Below are 15,834 nucleotides of genomic sequence, written 5' to 3' on the forward strand. Positions count from 1 at the left end.
ACTAGGACGCGACCGGTGCCGGTTTTGTTCCCTCGGATCGGCCATGAGGCGCGGGTCACAGGGACCTGACCTGGGCCGCCGTCGAGATGGGCGCCGGCCGCCCGACGGCCGCGCTTGATCCGGGTTACCTCAGGTGAGGCATTCATCACTCTCATGGTCGACGTACGGCGGTTCGCGGCGTGTCGGCTGGCGTCCGCTGCGAGCATGAGTCACCCGGGCGGGGCGCCGCCTCCGTCCGGCACGACCGGCATGGCCCGTCGAGCATCGCAGGAGCTGACGTACCGATATGAGCGGCGACCATACGAACCGCCCCGTCCACGGCACCGCGGCAGGCGACGCGTACGTCGCGCTGCCCCCCACCGCGGTCGACGCCGTCCCGTCCGGCGCGACCCGGCTGATCGTGGCCTGGCCCGGTTTCGACCCGCCCCGGACGGCGGGCGCGCTGGCCACGGCGATCCCGATGACGGGCGTGCCGGTGTGGCGCGTCTACCTCGACCTGCCGGGCCGCTCGCCCGGCGGCCTCGGCTCCGGCGCGATCCTGGAGACCGAGAGCATCGAGGCGTACTGCGCGGCCGTGGAGAACGCCGTCGAGCGGCTGCCGGACGCGCTCGCGCAGATCCGCCGCGACCTCGACGTCCCGGACGGTCCCGTCGGCCTCGCGGGCTTCAGCGCGGGCGGTGCCGCCGCCCTGCTCGCGGTGGCGCGCGGCGCCGTGCCGGTGAGCACCGCCGCGGTCGTGGCTCCCGTCGTCGCCCCGGCGCGGGCCGCGCGGGCGGTGGAGAAGCGGTCCGGCCGGGAGCGCGCGTGGTCGGAGCACGCCGTCGCGCTCGCCGACCGGCTCGACCTCGGTTCGCTCGCCGCCGACATCGCCGGACGGGACGCCCCGGTCCTGCTCGTCGGCGGCGCCAAGGACCGCGTCGTCCCCGCACGGGAGATCACCGCGCTCCGCGACGAGCTGCGCAGGCACGGCGGCCGGGCGGAGTCGACCACGTTCCGGATGGCCCACGCGCTCGCCGCCGAGCCGGGCACCGAGCCCCGCCCGCCGATCACCGAGGCCGTCCGGGTCGACGGCGTCCTCACCGACTGGTTCCGCGACCGTCTCGCCACCGCGGCGCCCGGGGCCGCCGCCTCGGAGACGGCACGGCCCGGGGCCGGTGCGGGGGACGCCGAAGCGGAAGGCGACACGCAGCCGATGGCGCGCCGCCACGGTTCGTGGACGTCCGGCGCGCAGGACGCCGAGGACGCCCAGGACGAGCGGACGGGCGCCGGGCTGGGCCACGGGTTCTGACCGCCCGGCGGGCACGCCGAGGCGCCCGCCGGGCGGGTGGAGAACCAACGGGATCAGCCCCTGGACAGGACCTCGTAGCGGACGGGGATGACACCCGACCCGGTGCCGCCGACCTTCTGCATCGCGGCCTTGGACAGGTCCAGGCAGCGTCCGCCCGCGTACGGGCCGCGGTCGTTGATGCGGACGACGACCGAACGGTCGTTGTTCTTGTTGGTCACGCGGACCTTCGAACCCATCGGCAGCGTCTTGTGCGCGGCCGTCAGCTCGCTCGGGTCGAAGGCCTCGCCGCTCGCGGTCATCTGGCCCTCCCAGTAATAGGAGGCCTCACACGAACCCGAGTCCACGACCTTGTACTGCTTCTTCTTCTTCTTGGGCTTCGCCACGCTCGCGGCCTCGCTGTCGGACTTCGACGACTTCTTCTTCTTGGGAGTCTTCGAAGGTGACGGCTCCGGAGAGCGGGGCCGACCCCGGCCGGCCCGGGTCGGCTCGCCGTGCGGACGGTCCGCCAGCGGGTCCGCGGACTGGGGCGCGGTCTGCGCCGCCGATGCCGGTTCGGCGGTGCCGCCGCCCCCGGCCAGGGCGAACGCGCCCGCGGCCAGGACGGCGACGGCGGCGCCGGAGACGATCAGGATTGTCGTGAGGCGCGCTCGAAGAAGACGCCTGACAGGGCTACCCACAGAGGAGTCCTTTGTTAGGGGACAGGACCCCGGACGCCCGGCGGATCTCACCGCCGTGTCTCTCGCGCGGCGTGGTCGGGCGAACGTCGGCCGTCCCCCGGATCCCCCGCCGCCTGCGGGCTCCTCAGCCCGCTCCGCGCCGCTTTCTCAGGCGCGTCCGCTTCCTCGCGGATCGGCGTCCGGCAGGTGCGGCTGGAAAGGCATCTTCACTTTTCATTGCTGAAGAGCCGCACAAGTCCCTGACCGTACGTTGTGTCCCCGGCAGATCAAGACGTAGAGCCGGGGTTTGTGGGCTTTGTCACCTCACCTTTTGCTCTGCGAAGCTGATCAACTTCGCAGAGTGACCGCATTTCAAGATCGTCTTTACTCAGTGTATACCGCTTATCTCGGACGGATAACAAAAGGTCCGGCACAACGGAACGGGGCGGTCCGGAGGGAGATAGTCCCCCTCCGGACCGCCCCGTGACCTGGGACGACGTGCCCCGCGATCAGCCCCGCCCGGACACCAGCGGAATGCCCGGCGCCTTCGTCAGCGACCCCACCTTCGGCAGGCCGAGCGCGGACGCGTCCGGCATGGACAGCGGACCGTCCGCCGTCCCGCCGGACCGCTCCCGCGCTTTCAGGACGTCCACCACGCTGCCTTCGGACCGGCCGAGACCCCCGGCCTTGGCCACGGTGCCCTCGACCTGGCCGAGCAGGTCGCCGGAAGGCGTCCCGGTCGCGTGCCGGGCGTTCGGCGCGAGCACCTGGCGGGCCGGCAGGCCGCCGGGGCTCACGGAGCCGAGCAGGGACGGCAGGCTCGGCAGCCCCGGCAGCGTTCCCGGACCGGCCATGCTGATGGGCGCCTCGGCGGCCCGGGCGTTCGGCAGGACCGGTCCCGCGCCGTCGGCCGGCTTGCCGGTGCGCAGGAGCTTTCCGCCGGTCAGGCCCTTGCCGAGACCGCCGATGGGCAGGCCCTTGCCGAGGTCGCCGAGCAGCGTCCCCGTAAGGTCGCCCGTCCCCCCGGACGGGACGGGCAGCTCCGTCCCCGCGTGGCGGTCGCGAGCGGTGCGCAGCCCCTGGCCCGCCGGGGCGGCCCGGAGCACTCCGTCGGCGGCGCCGGTGCCGACCTCGGCGGCTCGGCCGGCCGCCCCGGCGACCGGGGCGGGGAGCGTCCGCATGACGCCGTTGCCCGCCGCGGCGGCCTCGTAGAGGAGCCGCGTGGACGGGCCGATCGCCGCGCTCGGCGCCGCCTTCGCGGGTACGGCGTCCGTGGGCGCGGCCGCCACCGCGAGCGCGGCGACGAACGAGCCGAGGACGGTTGCTCCGAGCAGGCTTCTGGCTGAGCGGTTCATTCTTTTCCCCCGGGGTTTTCGGATTGACCCTGCACATGCGGTGTGCGGCCGAGAAGGCGATGAATCCCGGCGCACCGTCGAGCGGGGAGGCTAGTACACCCCGGTGGCGCGCACGGCCGATTCGAAAATGACTTGGGGAAAACCGAAGGATCTCCATGGAGTGATCATCGACATCGCACGAATCAGCAAATGCCGATAATTCTCGACAAAACAGAACGGGGGCGCCCCGAAGGGCACCCCCGCCTGGCGGGCTCGCGGGCTACTCGACCGCGCCGAGGGAGATGGCCTCGTCGACCTCGTCCTTGCGGGCGGCGAGTTCCGCCGCGTAGCGCTCCTCGTCGACCTTCTCGGCGATCTCCTCGTCCTGCCTCATGAGGGCCTCCAGGTCGGCCTTGGCGTTGTCGAGGACGCCCATGTCCGCATAGGCGGCCTGCACCTTGTCGCCCCAGAGCCCCACGTCCCGGACGCACGGGACGATGCGGCTGAAGAGCAGGGACTGGTAAAGCGTGAACATGTCGGAGTTGTCGACGTACTCCATGCACCGTTCCACCGGCATGTCGAGCTGCTCGAAGACCTCGCGCCCCTTGAAGCGGTCGCGCATCAGGTAGCAGCCCTCGACGACGAACTCCTGCCGCTCGGCCCGCTCCTTGTCGGTGAGCTCGGCGTAGTAGTCCTTGAGCGCGAGCCGCCCGAAGGCGACGTGGCGTGCCTCGTCCTGCATGACGTACGCGAGGAGCTGCTTGACCAGCGGGTTGGTCGACATGTCGCGGTACAGCCCGAACGCGGCGAGGGCGAGGCCCTCGATGAGGACCTGCATGCCGAGGTAGGGCAGGTCCCAGCGGCTGTCCTCCAGCGACTCGGCGAGCAGCTTCGCCAGGTCCTGGTTGATCGGGTAGTACATGCCGATCTTCTCGTGCACGAACTTCCCGTACAGCTCGACGTGCCGCGCCTCGTCCATGGTCTGGGTGGCGGCGTAGAACTTCGAGTCCAGGTCCGGGACGGACTGGACGATGCGCGCCGACACGTTCAGCGCGCCCTGCTCGCCGTGCAGGAACTGGCTGAACAGCCAGGAGCCCTGGTGGCGGCCGAACTCGTCCCGCTCCTTCTGGGACATCTTCTCCCAGATGTCGGACCCGAACAGCGGGTTGAAGTTCTCCGGCAGGCCGGCGACGTTGATCGGATCGACCTCAAGGTCCCAGTCGATGCGCTTCTGCGCGTCCCACTGCTTGTCCTTGCCCTTCTGGTACAGGTTCAGCAGCCGGTCGCGGCCTTCGTCGTACTCCCAGGTGAAGCGGGTGTCGCCCGCCATCGGGACGTTCCACGTGTCCGTGGGGACAGGCGTGGCGTAGAGGTCGTAGGAACTCACGGGGGGATCCTCCTCCAGGGGTGACGCCGCACGATCGCGACGCGGGTGTGCACCGCCCATGGCTTTACATGACTTCGTAACATGTAAAGCGCGCGGAGGCCAGGGAGTCGCCGGAATCCGTCACGGAAGCGCCACCGAACACAGCCGCCCGCGACCCCCGTGGAGAGGGTGCGGGCGGAAGTGTCCCGGGTCAGCGGGACTGGAGGGCGTCCAGGCCGACGGCCTGGGCGATGACGAGCCGGCGGTCGATGCGCGGATCGTTGATCTCGATGACGTAGCGGTCGCGGAAGCCGAACTTCTTGTCGACGCTGAAGACCACCTGGTCGCCGGCGTAGAAGTCGAAGTGGTACGGCCAGGCGAACGGCAGGTTCTCCACGTACGGGATGAAGTTCCAGACCCGCCGCAGCACGGCCACGAACTTGTTGCGCTCGCTGCCGGTCGTCACGCCGAGGCCCGGCTGCTCGAGGTGCCAGGTGGAGGCGATCAGCGACTTCTTGAAGTCCTTGCGGAAGACCCCGATCGGCTGCCCGTGCGCGTCCGTGATGTCGTACGCCGACGCCAGGTCGATGCGCTTGCGCGCCTTGAACCCGAGGATCGGGCGCGTCTTGGAGTCGTCCGAGTACAGGGTGACCTGCTCCTTGAACGCCAGCCGCTTCTGCTGCGCGAAGGCGAGCAGCTCGCCCTCCTCGCCGCCGGGCCCCTCCGCGTGCACCTCGTACTGGTTCACCATCAGGCGCACCCGCTGCCGGATCAGCAGCCTGCGCTGCGCCTGGAGTCTTTCCTCGTCCAGCGAACTCACCCGTTCCGTGTCGGTTTGCGGAGGGGAGTCTGCCATAGCGAGTCCCTTTCAACCGACGTTTCCCGGATGCCTTCGCTGCCCGGTTCAGGACTCCTGGATGTGGGCGGCGAGGTAGCCGTGGATCAGCCGCTCGGCCTCGGCGACGATCTCCGGGTCGCCGTCCGGGCTGCGGCGGAACGCCATCTTCAGCACGGCGTCGCCCGCCTCGACCGAGATGGCGAGCGCGGTGGCGAGGCCGGGGGTGTCCTGGACGCCGAAGGTGTCCACGATCATCCTGCGGAGCCGGTCGGCGACCACCGCGTTGTTGTCGGCGTCGGAGTCGAGCAGGTTGACGTCGGCGACGTCGCCGAAGCGCAGCACCCGGAAGCCGGGCACGGTCCGGTGCATCTCCACGAAGATCTCGATGATCGCGCCGACCGTGTCGGACCAGTCGGCGAACCGCCCCCCGGCGAGCCGCGCGGAGATGCGGTCGCCGAACTCCTCCAGGTTGCGCAGCGCGAGCGCCTGCGCGACGGCGCGCTTGTCGGGGAAGAACTGGTACACCGAGCCGATGGCCACCTCGGCGCGCTGGGCGATGCGCGTGGTGGTCAGGCCGTCGTAGCCGTCCTCGTCCAGGATCTCGGCGCAGGCGTCCAGCATCCGCTGGACGCGTTCGGCGCTGCGGCGCTGGGCCGGGCGGCGGCGGAGCGGCGTTCGGATCTCGGTCACCTCGCCATTGTCCCCCGAACGGACCGGTGCAGAGCATGCGCAGCCTGCCGTACCTCCGGGGCCACAGGAGTCTTCCGTCCGCACCACCCCGCCACTAATATCCGAATACTATTCGCATTTCGGACAGACCGTCGGGGAGGGGAACGCGGATGGGTCTTCCAGAGGGCTTCCGCTGGGGCGTCGCCACCGCCGCCTACCAGATCGAAGGGGCGGTCGACGAGGACGGGCGGGGCCCGTCCACCTGGGACACGTTCTCCCACACGCCGGGGCGGACCCGCGACGGCCACACCGGCGACGTCGCCTGCGACCACTACCACCGGTGGCCCCAGGACGTCGCGCTGATGGCGGGCCTCGGCGTCGACGCCTACCGGTTCTCCATCGCGTGGCCGCGCGTGCAGCCCTCCGGGAGCGGCGCCGTCAACGCGAAGGGCCTCGACTTCTACGACCGGCTCGTGGACGGCCTGCTCGCCGCCGGCATCGCCCCCGCCGCCACCCTCTACCACTGGGACCTCCCGCAGCCGCTCGAGGACGCCGGAGGCTGGATGGTGCGCGACACCGCCTACCGGTTCGCCGAATTCTCCTACCTGGCGGCCGAGCGCCTCGCCGACCGCGTCGACATGTGGATAACCCTGAACGAGCCCGTGGTCGTCACCGCCTACGGCTACGCGTTCGGCGTCTACGCCCCCGGCCGGGCGCTCCTGCTCGACGCGCTGCCCACGGCGCACCACCAGCTCCTCGGCCACGGCCTCGCCGTCAACGCCCTGCGCAGCCGGGGCGCCCGCTCGGTCGGGCTGACCAACCACTACTCCCCGGCCTGGGCCGCCTCCCCCGCCGACCAGCCCGCGGCCGACGCCTTCGACGCCTTCATGAACCGGCTGTTCACCGACCCCGTCCTGCTCGGCGCCTACCCGGACCTGATGGGGGACGCGCCGTTCATCCGCTCCGAGGACATGTCGGTCATCGCCTCGCCCCTCGACTTCCTGGGCGTGAACTACTACCAGCCGACGCGGCTCGCGACCCCGGCCGAGGGCCCGCTGCCGTTCGACATCGTGGACATCACCGAGTACCCGACGACGGGGATGGGCTGGCCGATCGTGCCGGACGCCTTCCTGTCGCTGCTGCGCACCCTCGACTCCCGCTACGACCTGCCGCCGCTCTACATCACCGAGAACGGATGCTCGTTCGCCGACGAGCCCGGCCCGGACGGCACCGTGGACGACGCGTCCCGCATCGAGTTCCTGGACGCCCACATCGCGGCCGTGCGAGCCGCCGTCGAGGAGGGCGTCGACATCCGCGGCTACTTCACCTGGTCGCTCCTGGACAACTTCGAATGGGCGGAGGGCTACCACCCGCGCTTCGGGCTCGTCCACGTCGACTACGAGACGCAGAAGCGCACGCCGAAGGCGTCCTACGGCTGGTACCGCGACCTCATCGCGTCGTCCAAGGGCCGCTGACGGGCCCGGCGGGCGAGCGCTTCTACCCTTGGTGTATGCCCGTCGAAGTGCAGGAACTCGGAAGAGCGGTCAGGCAGGCCCACCACCGGCAGCACCGTGCGCTCGACGGCCGCCTCGCCGCCGCCGGCACGACGCCCGCGCAGTGGGACGCGCTGCGTGCGATCAGCCGCGCCCCCGGGGCCTCCGCGCGCGCCCTCGCGGCGGAGACGTTCCAGAGCGAGCAGGCGTTCGGGACGCTCGCCGGGCGCCTGGCCGCCCAGGGGCTGATCGACCGGCGCCCGGGCCGCCACCGCAGCGTGGAGCACCACCTCACCCCCGCCGGTGAGAAGCTCCTCGGCACCGGCCGGCAGATCGTCGACGAGGCCCTGGCCGAACTCTTCGCGCCTCTGCCGGAGGACGACCGCGCCACGCTCCTGGCCCTGCTGCTGCGCCTCTCCCCGTGACCGCTTTGCGGCATGCTGATGCGCATGGAGTCTCCTGAGAACCTCGCGGACGTGCGTGCGCGGATCGACGCCATCGACGGGCGCCTCGTCCGGCTGCTCGCCGAACGCGAGGAACTGGTGCGAGCGGCCGCCGCCTTCAAGCGCGACGAGCAGGCCGTCCGCGCGCCCGACCGGGTCGAGCAGGTCGTCCGGCTGGCGCGGGAACGGGCCGCGGACGCCGGGCTCTCGCCCGAGGTCGCGGAGGCGGTGTGGCGGGCGATGATCGGCGCCTTCGTCGACCTGGAGCTGACCGAGCACGCGAGCGGCCGCGGATAGGCTGCTCTCTCCGCTTCGTCGTGGAGGTTCTGAATGCCGGAGACCCGTCCGCTGCGCGCCACCGACCCCCGTGAGATCGGCGGGTTCCGGCTGACGGCCCGGGTCGGCGAGGGCGCCCAGGGCGTCGTCTTCCTGGGCGAGTCGGAGACCGGCGAGCGAGTCGCCGTGAAGCTCCTGCACGCGGACATCGGACGGGACGAGCGGGCCCGCACGCTCTTCGACCGGGAGCTGGCGGCGGCCCGCAGCGTCGCCCCCTTCTGCACCGCCCGCGTCCTCGCGGCGGAGGCCGACGGAGACACCCCCTACATCGTCAGCGAGTACATCGACGGGCCCTCGCTGCGCGACCGGGTCCTCGCGGAGGGCGTGGCGTCCCCGGAGGAGCTGGTCAGGCTCGCGGTCGGCACCGCCACCGCGCTCGCGGCCATCCACGAGGCCGGCGTCGTCCACCGCGACTTCAAGCCGGCCAACGTGCTGCTCGGCCCGGACGGCCCGAAGGTCATCGACTTCGGCGTCGCGCGCCCGCTGGAGGCGACCTCCGCCACCCTGACCGGCGCCGTCGGCACCCCCGCCTACATGGCGCCCGAGCAGGTCGCGGGGTCCGCGGGCGGCGCGCCGCTGGACATGTTCGCGTGGGGCTGCACGATGGCGTTCGCCGCGAACGGCGTCCCGCCGTTCGGCGGCGATTCGGTGCCGGTCATCATGCAGCGGATCCTGTACGGGCAGCCTGACCTGGGCGCGCTGACCGGCGACCTGCGGACGCTCGTCGCGTCCTGCCTGGAGAAGGAACCGGCGGCCCGCCCGACCGCGCTCCAGGTGCTCCAGCGGCTGCTCGGCCTCGGCCCGAACGCCGACCTCCTCGCGGAGGGCACCTCGGCCGCCGCCCGACCGGAAGCATCACCGCACGCCGTGAACTGGACGCCACCGGCCGCCGCGCACCAGGCCCCGACGCACCCGCCCGCCCCGCAGCCGTCCTCGGTGCCGCCGGGCGCCGGAGGCTGGCCGCCGGCGGCCCCCGTGCCCCCGTTCCCGCCGCCGGGGAGCTACCCGCACCCGGGGAACCCGCCGCCGGCCGGACGGGGCGGCCGGGTGCTGCTCATCACCGGAGCGGCCGCCGCGGCCGTGATCCTGGCCGGCGGGCTCGTCGCCGCGACACTCCTCGACGGCGACGACAAGGCCAAGAACAGCGGAAGCGGCGGCAGGACGCCGGTCGCCCAGTCGGCGCCGTCCAGGTCGTGCGACTACCGGACCATGACCGGCACGAGCAACAGGGACGTCGGGAAGCCGCCGACCCGGCTCCCGGCGGCGGTCCCGTCGCGCGCCGCCATCCAGACCAACCTCGGCACGCTCCAGATCTCGCTGGACGCCGGGATGGCGCCCTGCACGGTGAACTCCCTGGCCTACCTCGCGGCCGAGAGGTTCTACGACGGCACCTCGTGCCACCGGCTGACGACGGACCCGAGCCTCCAGGTCCTCCAGTGCGGCGACCCGACCGGGACGGGGCACGGCGGTCCCGCCTACCAGTTCGACGACGAGAACCTGAGCTCCGCGCGTTACACGCGCGGCACCGTGGCCATGGCCAACGCGGGCCCGAACACCAACGGCAGCCAGTTCTTCATCCTGTACGGCGACACCGCGAACCTCCCCGCGTCCTACACGGTCTTCGGCCGGGTCACCTCCGGCTTGGACATCGTGGACAAGGTCGCCAAGAAGGGCGTCGCGGGCGGCGGCACGGACGGCTCCCCGCTGCAGAAGGTCACGATCAAGGCGCTCCGCACGTCCTGACCGGGCGGTCATGGAACCCGGATTAGAACCGGCCCCGCAGCGCGTTGGAGATGGTGAAACAGGCCCCCGACCTAGGAGGACGCTCACCATGGCCCTCAAGCGACCGTCCTTCCTGCCGTCCCTGGACGAGCTCGAACAGCAGGCCGAGAGCAGGTCCTCCCAGCGCGGGCGCCCCGGCTCCCAGTTCGACCACCCCACGGCCAAGGCCCTGTTCGTGGCCGCCCTGGCGGTCACCGTCGTCGCCCACGTCGTCGCCGGCATCGTCTTCCTCGTCCTGGGCTTCTGACCCGCCGCTCAGGCCAGGAAGTCCGCGACCGTCCGCGTGAAGCGAGCGGGATCGTCCAGCCACGGGTAGTGCCCGGCTCCCGGCTGGACCACCGATTCCGCGTTCGGGAACAGCTCCGCGGCCCGGGCGGCGACGCGAGGTGGCGGGGCGCCGTCGAGCTCGGCCGCGAGGACGAGGGCCGGGGCCGCCAGCCCGGCGATCGCGGCGCGCGCCGCGGCGGGATCGAAGGCCGCGGGCGACGCGTAGAGATCCGCCGCCTCGTCGTTGGTCTCTTCGGCCTCGGAAGCCGCCTGGCGCCGGGCGACCGCATCCCAGCGCCCGTGGAAGAAGGGCGCGGCGGCGTCCCAATCGGCGTCCGACGCCGTCCCCGCCAGAACGGCCTCGAAAGCGTCGCGGCCGGCGGCGAACCAGGGCTCCGCCCGGCGCTTCGCCGCCGCCTCGCGCCGGTGCTCGGCGGTGAAACCGATGCCCAGCGCACGAAAACGGGCCGTGACGAGGACCAGCCTCCGGACGCGCCGCGCGTACCGGGCGGCATGGAGCACGGCGATGTCCCCGCCCGCCGAATGCGCGAGGACGTCGACGCGCTCCAAGCCGAGATGCTCGCGCAGCGCCTCGACGTCGCCGACCTGCCGGTCGCACCGGTACGTCGCCCTGTCCCGGGGAACGGCCGAGGCGCCCGTCCCCCGCAGGTCCAGCAGGACGAGCCGGCGATGGCGCGCCAGGCCACCGAGGTCGCCCAGGTAGGAGGAGGCGCGCATCGGTCCGCCGGGCACGCACACCAGCGGCTCACCTGCTCCCACGAGGCGGTAGGCGAGTTCGGTTCCGTCGGGGGCCGCGAACGTCGGCATGCCCGCCGTCCTCGTGACCGAACGCCTTCCCCGCAATGACAAAAACAGGTGCCGGGAGGCGGCCGGAGGGGCCATGGTGAGGGGATGCTGGTCGATCATTTCCCGCCGCTCGGGCTGCGGCTGACGACGCCGCGGCTGGAGCTGCGCCTGCCTTCGCCCGAGGAACTCGCCGCGCTGGCCGACGTCGCCGCCGAGGGCATCCACGACCCGGAGACGATGCCGTTCCTCGTGCCGTGGACCGACCGTCCGCCCGCCGAGGTCGCACGCGGCGTCGTCCAGCACCACTGGAGGAACCTCGCGGAGTGGACACCCGAGAAATGGCAGCTCGACCTCACCGTGTTCCATGAGGGCGAAGTCGTCGGGCAGCAGTCCCTGTGGGCGCAGGACCTCGTCGTCCTCCGGCAGGTCGCGACCGGTTCGTGGCTCGGCCGCCGCCACCAGGGGCAGGGGATCGGCACCGAGATGAGGGCGGCCGTCCTGCACCTGGCCTTCGCGGGCCTGGACGCCGAGGAGGCCGTCTCCAGCGCCTTCGAGGGCAGCCACGCCTCGAACGCGGTGTCGCGCAAGCTCGGCTACCGCCCCAACGGCGTGGACCGCCATGTCGTCCGCGGGTCCATGACGATCGACCAGCGGTACCGGCTCACCCGGGAGGACTGGGAGCTGCACCGCGGCGTCCCGGTCACGATCGAGGGCCTCGCCCCCTGCCGGACGATGCTGGGGCTTCCGAAGTGACGGAGCGGACGTTCGAGGACCTGGTCGCCGAGGCCGGGACGGTCTCCGTGGCGGGCTGGGACTTCTCCTGGCTGGACGGCCGCGCGACGGAGCAGCGCCCGTCCTGGGGGTACCAGCGCCTGATGAGCGAGCGGCTGGGCCGCGCGCGGGCGGCGCTCGACATCGAGACCGGCGGCGGCGAGGTGCTCGCGGGAGCCGAGCGGTTCCCGCCGACGATGGCGGCGACCGAGTCGTGGCCGCCGAACATCGCCAAGGCCACCCGCCTCCTGCACCCCCGGGGCGCCGTCGTGGTCGCCGACTCCGGCGAGCCGCCGCTCCCGTTCGCCGACGAGGCGTTCGACCTGGTCGTCAGCCGCCATCCGGCCACGGTCCGGTGGGCCGAGATCGCGCGGGTCCTCGCCCCGGGCGGGACCTACTTCGCCCAGCACGTCGGCCCGGCGAGCGTCTTCGAGCTGACCGAGTTCTTCCTCGGACCCCAGCCCGAGGCACGCCGCGCGCGGGACCCGGAGGTCGAGAGCGCCGACGCCCGGGCGGCAGGGCTCGACATCGCGGACCTGCGTTCCGAGCGGCTCCGCATGGAGTTCTTCGACATCGGCGCGGTCGTCTACTTCCTGCGCAAGGTGATCTGGATCGTCCCCGGCTTCACCGTCGACGGCCACCGCGACCGCCTGCGCGAACTGGACGCGCGGATCCGGCGCGACGCCGTTTTCACGGCCCACTCGTCCCGCACCCTCATCGAGGCCCGCAAGCCGTCGTGAGGCGGGCGCGCTACGCCGCGGCGGTCAGCCGGTAGGCGGTGCCGCTGCTGCCCTGCACCCAGGCGTCGGGCAGGGCGGCGGCCAGGGCGTGCTGGGCACGCCAGCCCGTGCAGTGGCCCGGGACGACGAGTCCGGGGGCGAGGCCGGTGAGGGCGGCGACGGTGGGCGGGATGACCGGTTCGAAGGCCGGGCCGCCGAGGTGCAGCCCGCCGACGAGCGCGTACAGCCCGTCGACCCCCGTCAGGCGCTGCGCGTGCCGGACGATGTTGATCGCGCCCGCGTGGCCGCAGCCGGTCAGCACGACCAGCCCGCGGCCCCGGACGTGGACGACGAGCGCCTGGTCGTCGAGGACGAGCGGGTCGTGCACCCAGTCGGCGCCCGTCCAGGCCTGGTGCGGGGGCGGCATGCCGTGCTCGAACTCGGTGGTCCGGTCGACCTCGCCGGTGATCAGGACGCTGCCGTCCAGCAGCAGCGAGGGCTCGCGGCGCTCGATGACCTCGAAGCCCTCCCCGTTCAGCGCCCGCTTGCTCAGCGTCGGCAGTTCCTCGACCTCCCGGCCGGGGACGGCGAGGCGGCGCCTCGTCCACACCAGCGGATGCAGGACCATCGGCAGCGAGCGCACGCCGAGCAGGCCCGCCATCCCCGCCAGCCCGCCCGTGTGGTCGAAGTGGCCGTGGCTGAGCACGACGCCCTGGACGTCGCCGAGGTCGACGCCGAGCCTGTCGGCGTTGGTGACCATCGCGTCGGGCGTCCGGCCGGTGTCGAACAGCAGCGTGGTCGAGCGGCCGGCCCGGCGCACCGTGACCAGCGCGGCGAACCCGTGCTCGGCGATCATCCCCGCGGTGGTGCGGCCGCCCTCGAACTGCGGCGCGGCCACGACGCCCGCGCCGGCCCGCGCCCGGCGGGTGCGCTCGTCATCGCCCAGCAGGGCGTCGTAGACGTTGTCGACCAGGGTGAGGATCTCGACCTCGTCCACCGGCTCCAGCGCGATGGGATCGACCGCCGCCCCGCGCACCTCGCGCGGCATCGACGCCGCGGCCTCCCCCGTCCCGCCGGTGGTCTCGCACATACCGGCAGCCTAACCGCCGGTCCGCAGGCCGCTCCCGCGCGACACGGGCGGCGTAGACTGAATGATCATGATTTGGACCGCTTAGGGAAGGTCGTGGCGGCGGGATGGCGGATTCCGGAGAAGCCTCGTCCGTGCCCGGTGTCGACACCGGCACACCGAGCGTGGCCCGCATGTACGACTACTTCCTGGGCGGCAAGGACAACTACGCCTCGGACCGCGCGGCGGCGGAGGCGGTCGCGCAGGCGCTCCCCACGGTCGAGGGGGTCGCCCGCGCGAACCGCGCGTTCCTCCAGCGCGCCGTCCGCCACGTGGCCGGGCTCGGCATCGACCAGTTCCTGGACATCGGCACCGGCCTGCCCACGCAAGGCAACGTGCACGAGATCGCCCGGAAGGAGCGGCCCGGCGCGCGGGTCGTGTACGTCGACAACGATCCGATGGTGACCGTCCACGCGCGGGCTCTGGTCGCGACGGACGAGCTGACCGCGATCGTCCAGGCCGACATGCGCGAGCCGGACACGGTGCTGGACGATCCGCAGGTGCACACGCTGATCGATTTCCGGCGTCCGGTCTGTGTGCTGTTCGTCGCCGTCCTGCACTTCCTCCATGACGAGGAGAACCCGGCCGCGCTCGTACGGCGCTTCACCGACGCCCTGCCCGCGGGCAGCCACGTCATCCTGTCGCACGCGGCGCTGGAGGAGCAGCGCAACGTCCAGGTCGGGGAGACCTACCGGGCGCAGTCTGCGAGCGCGAGCCTGGTGGCCAGGACCCGCGACCAGGTGACGGCGCTCCTCGACGGCCTCACCATCCTGGACCCGGGCGTCGTCCGCCTGCACGAGTGGCGCCCCTACGGCGGCGAGTACATCACCGACGCCGGCTGGACGGCCGTGGCCCGCAAGGACCGCTGACATCACGCGGGCGACGACCGGCGCGTGATGCACGGGGATGCGCGACGAACGGCGGATGACCATCGGGGGAGGCGGAGGCGAAGATCGTCGCATGGACCCCGAACTGGAAGCATTCGTCTCGATGGTGCCCCGGGTCGATCTGACCGACCCGGACGCCGCGCGGAAGAACTACGCCATGGCGGCCGCGGCGAGGCCGGCGCCGGACACCGCGACCATGGACGTCGAGGACCGCACGGTCCCCGCTGATCCGGAAGTGGCGGTGCGGATCTATCGCCCGCGCCCTGCCCAGGGGGCCGTCGTCTGGCTGCATGGCGGCGGATTCGTCATGGGCGACCTGGACACCGAGCATCTCTGGGCCACCCGGATCGCCGAGGGCTCCGGCGCTGTGGTGATCTCGGTGGACTACCGGCGCTCCCCCGAGAACCCGTTCCCGGCCGCCCTCGACGACATCTACGCCGTGCTCGCCTGGGCGGCCGGGAACGCGAACGAACTCGGCATCGACCCGGAGCGGATCGCCGTCGGAGGTCACAGCGCCGGTGCGGGGCTGGCGGCCCAGGTGGCGTTGCGCGCGCGGGACCGGCACGGTCCGCCGGTTCGCTTCCAGCTGCTCAACGAGCCCGAGCTCGATGATCGGCAGCAGACCTGGTCGCAGCGGAACTTCACCGACACGCCCTGGATCGACCGCGACGTCGTCACCGCGTCGTGGCGGCACTACTTGGGCTCCGCGCCCGGCACACCCGAAGCCGCCCCCGCCCGGGCGGCGGACCTGTCAGGACTCCCACCGGCCTATATCGCCACCGCGGAGTTCGACCCGAACCGCGATGAGGCCATCGAATACGGACTGCGCCTGCTCCAGGCAGGGGTGTCGGTCGAGTTGCACCAGTGGCCCGGTACCTTCCACGGGTCCCAGGCGATCCAGTCCGCCGAGGTGTCCCAACGGCAGGTGGCCGCTCTCGGCGCCGTCCTGCGGCGGGCCCTGGCCAGGTGAGTTCGCCGCCGCGAACGTAGGCGCGGAGCGCACTGGTCGCTCCACCCCCGGTCAGGACCACGGCGGCGCGCTACATCCCGGC

Annotated in this window: 17 protein-coding genes; 10 read left to right on the forward strand and 7 right to left on the reverse strand. The window is 72.5% G+C overall.

The features are described from left to right. Positions 1 to 286: 286 nt before the first annotated feature. On the forward strand, positions 287 to 1,288 hold the full coding sequence (locus tag K4S16_RS17990) for a hypothetical protein (protein WP_235036881.1): 1,002 nt from the start codon (positions 287 to 289) through the stop codon (positions 1,286 to 1,288). A 53-nt stretch (positions 1,289 to 1,341) separates the two neighbouring features. Here K4S16_RS17990 and K4S16_RS17995 read toward each other — a convergent pair whose 3' ends face one another. From K4S16_RS17995 to K4S16_RS18015, 5 genes are all read right to left on the reverse strand, one after another. Next, positions 1,342 to 1,965, reverse strand: a complete 624-nt coding sequence (locus K4S16_RS17995; RefSeq protein ID WP_200841935.1) for a septal ring lytic transglycosylase RlpA family protein — start codon at positions 1,963 to 1,965, stop codon at positions 1,342 to 1,344. Between the two features lie 488 nt (positions 1,966 to 2,453). Next, a complete protein-coding gene (locus tag K4S16_RS18000) occupies positions 2,454 to 3,299 on the reverse strand; it encodes a hypothetical protein (protein ID WP_149260077.1) in 846 nt (281 codons plus the stop codon). A gap of 259 nt (positions 3,300 to 3,558) precedes the next feature. Continuing rightward, complete coding sequence (locus tag K4S16_RS18005) at positions 3,559 to 4,665, reverse strand: ferritin-like domain-containing protein (RefSeq protein WP_149260078.1); 1,107 nt, start codon at positions 4,663 to 4,665, stop codon at positions 3,559 to 3,561. Between the two features lie 190 nt (positions 4,666 to 4,855). Further along, positions 4,856 to 5,500, reverse strand: coding sequence for a hypothetical protein (locus tag K4S16_RS18010; RefSeq protein ID WP_235036882.1), 645 nt, complete (start codon positions 5,498 to 5,500; stop codon positions 4,856 to 4,858). Positions 5,501 to 5,548: 48 nt separating this feature from the next. Continuing rightward, positions 5,549 to 6,172, reverse strand: a complete 624-nt coding sequence (locus tag K4S16_RS18015) for a TetR/AcrR family transcriptional regulator (RefSeq protein WP_149260079.1) — start codon at positions 6,170 to 6,172, stop codon at positions 5,549 to 5,551. A 149-nt stretch (positions 6,173 to 6,321) separates the two neighbouring features. Here K4S16_RS18015 and K4S16_RS18020 point away from each other — a divergent pair, with 149 nt between their 5' ends. The 5 genes from K4S16_RS18020 (at position 6,322) to K4S16_RS18040 (ending at position 10,452) form a co-directional block, all read left to right on the forward strand. Next, on the forward strand, positions 6,322 to 7,626 hold the full coding sequence (locus K4S16_RS18020) for a GH1 family beta-glucosidase (RefSeq protein ID WP_149260080.1): 1,305 nt from the start codon (positions 6,322 to 6,324) through the stop codon (positions 7,624 to 7,626). A 35-nt stretch (positions 7,627 to 7,661) separates the two neighbouring features. After that, positions 7,662 to 8,069, forward strand: a complete 408-nt coding sequence (locus K4S16_RS18025) for a MarR family winged helix-turn-helix transcriptional regulator (RefSeq protein WP_149260081.1) — start codon at positions 7,662 to 7,664, stop codon at positions 8,067 to 8,069. Between the two features lie 24 nt (positions 8,070 to 8,093). After that, entirely contained in the window at positions 8,094 to 8,384 is a 291-nt protein-coding gene (locus K4S16_RS18030; protein WP_200841936.1) for a chorismate mutase, read from the forward strand. A 33-nt stretch (positions 8,385 to 8,417) separates the two neighbouring features. Beyond that, positions 8,418 to 10,166, forward strand: coding sequence for a peptidylprolyl isomerase (locus K4S16_RS18035; protein WP_149260083.1), 1,749 nt, complete (start codon positions 8,418 to 8,420; stop codon positions 10,164 to 10,166). Between the two features lie 88 nt (positions 10,167 to 10,254). Then, positions 10,255 to 10,452 carry a hypothetical protein gene (locus K4S16_RS18040; protein ID WP_149260084.1) on the forward strand — a complete coding sequence of 66 codons (198 nt, stop codon included), beginning with the start codon at positions 10,255 to 10,257 and terminating at the stop codon, positions 10,450 to 10,452. An 8-nt stretch (positions 10,453 to 10,460) separates the two neighbouring features. Here K4S16_RS18040 and K4S16_RS18045 read toward each other — a convergent pair whose 3' ends face one another. After that, on the reverse strand, positions 10,461 to 11,300 hold the full coding sequence (locus tag K4S16_RS18045; protein ID WP_149260085.1) for an alpha/beta fold hydrolase: 840 nt from the start codon (positions 11,298 to 11,300) through the stop codon (positions 10,461 to 10,463). 84 nt (positions 11,301 to 11,384) lie between these two features. Here K4S16_RS18045 and K4S16_RS18050 point away from each other — a divergent pair, with 84 nt between their 5' ends. Both K4S16_RS18050 and K4S16_RS18055 read left to right on the forward strand, forming a co-directional pair. Then, the gene (locus tag K4S16_RS18050) at positions 11,385 to 12,032 is read left to right on the forward strand and encodes a GNAT family N-acetyltransferase (protein WP_149260086.1); all 648 of its coding nucleotides are present in this window, start codon (positions 11,385 to 11,387) and stop codon (positions 12,030 to 12,032) included. Next, complete coding sequence (locus tag K4S16_RS18055; RefSeq protein ID WP_149260087.1) at positions 12,029 to 12,790, forward strand: class I SAM-dependent methyltransferase; 762 nt, start codon at positions 12,029 to 12,031, stop codon at positions 12,788 to 12,790. The genes K4S16_RS18050 and K4S16_RS18055 overlap by 4 nt, the downstream gene beginning before the upstream one ends. 10 nt (positions 12,791 to 12,800) lie before the next feature. Here the strand turns inward: K4S16_RS18055 and K4S16_RS18060 are convergent, their stop codons facing one another. After that, a complete protein-coding gene (locus K4S16_RS18060; RefSeq protein ID WP_149260088.1) occupies positions 12,801 to 13,859 on the reverse strand; it encodes an MBL fold metallo-hydrolase in 1,059 nt (352 codons plus the stop codon). A gap of 131 nt (positions 13,860 to 13,990) precedes the next feature. On the opposite strand from K4S16_RS18060, the gene K4S16_RS18065 reads away from it, so the two are divergent. Continuing rightward, positions 13,991 to 14,764 carry an SAM-dependent methyltransferase gene (locus K4S16_RS18065; protein WP_235036883.1) on the forward strand — a complete coding sequence of 258 codons (774 nt, stop codon included), beginning with the start codon at positions 13,991 to 13,993 and terminating at the stop codon, positions 14,762 to 14,764. 91 nt (positions 14,765 to 14,855) lie between these two features. Next, positions 14,856 to 15,752 (forward strand): alpha/beta hydrolase, encoded by an 897-nt coding sequence (locus tag K4S16_RS18070; RefSeq protein ID WP_149260090.1) that lies wholly within the window; start codon positions 14,856 to 14,858, stop codon positions 15,750 to 15,752. Positions 15,753 to 15,834 lie beyond the last annotated feature (82 nt).

Source organism: Actinomadura sp. K4S16 (assembly GCF_008327685.1).
GTDB lineage: Bacteria > Actinomycetota > Actinomycetes > Streptosporangiales > Streptosporangiaceae > Spirillospora.

Bases quoted from the DNA above. Each gene is read 5' to 3' on its own strand.
- K4S16_RS17990 (WP_235036881.1), top strand. From the start codon at position 287: ATGAGCGGCGACCATACGAACCGCCCCGTCCACGGCACCGCGGCAGGC.
- K4S16_RS18000 (WP_149260077.1), bottom strand. From the start codon at position 3,299: ATGAACCGCTCAGCCAGAAGCCTGCTCGGAGCAACCGTCCTCGGCTCG.
- K4S16_RS18010 (WP_235036882.1), bottom strand. From the start codon at position 5,500: ATGGCAGACTCCCCTCCGCAAACCGACACGGAACGGGTGAGTTCGCTG.
- K4S16_RS18020 (WP_149260080.1), top strand. From the start codon at position 6,322: ATGGGTCTTCCAGAGGGCTTCCGCTGGGGCGTCGCCACCGCCGCCTAC.
- K4S16_RS18025 (WP_149260081.1), top strand. From the start codon at position 7,662: ATGCCCGTCGAAGTGCAGGAACTCGGAAGAGCGGTCAGGCAGGCCCAC.
- K4S16_RS18030 (WP_200841936.1), top strand. From the start codon at position 8,094: ATGGAGTCTCCTGAGAACCTCGCGGACGTGCGTGCGCGGATCGACGCC.
- K4S16_RS18035 (WP_149260083.1), top strand. From the start codon at position 8,418: ATGCCGGAGACCCGTCCGCTGCGCGCCACCGACCCCCGTGAGATCGGC.
- K4S16_RS18040 (WP_149260084.1), top strand. From the start codon at position 10,255: ATGGCCCTCAAGCGACCGTCCTTCCTGCCGTCCCTGGACGAGCTCGAA.
- K4S16_RS18045 (WP_149260085.1), bottom strand. From the start codon at position 11,300: ATGCCGACGTTCGCGGCCCCCGACGGAACCGAACTCGCCTACCGCCTC.
- K4S16_RS18050 (WP_149260086.1), top strand. From the start codon at position 11,385: ATGCTGGTCGATCATTTCCCGCCGCTCGGGCTGCGGCTGACGACGCCG.
- K4S16_RS18060 (WP_149260088.1), bottom strand. From the start codon at position 13,859: ATGTGCGAGACCACCGGCGGGACGGGGGAGGCCGCGGCGTCGATGCCG.
- K4S16_RS18070 (WP_149260090.1), top strand. From the start codon at position 14,856: ATGGACCCCGAACTGGAAGCATTCGTCTCGATGGTGCCCCGGGTCGAT.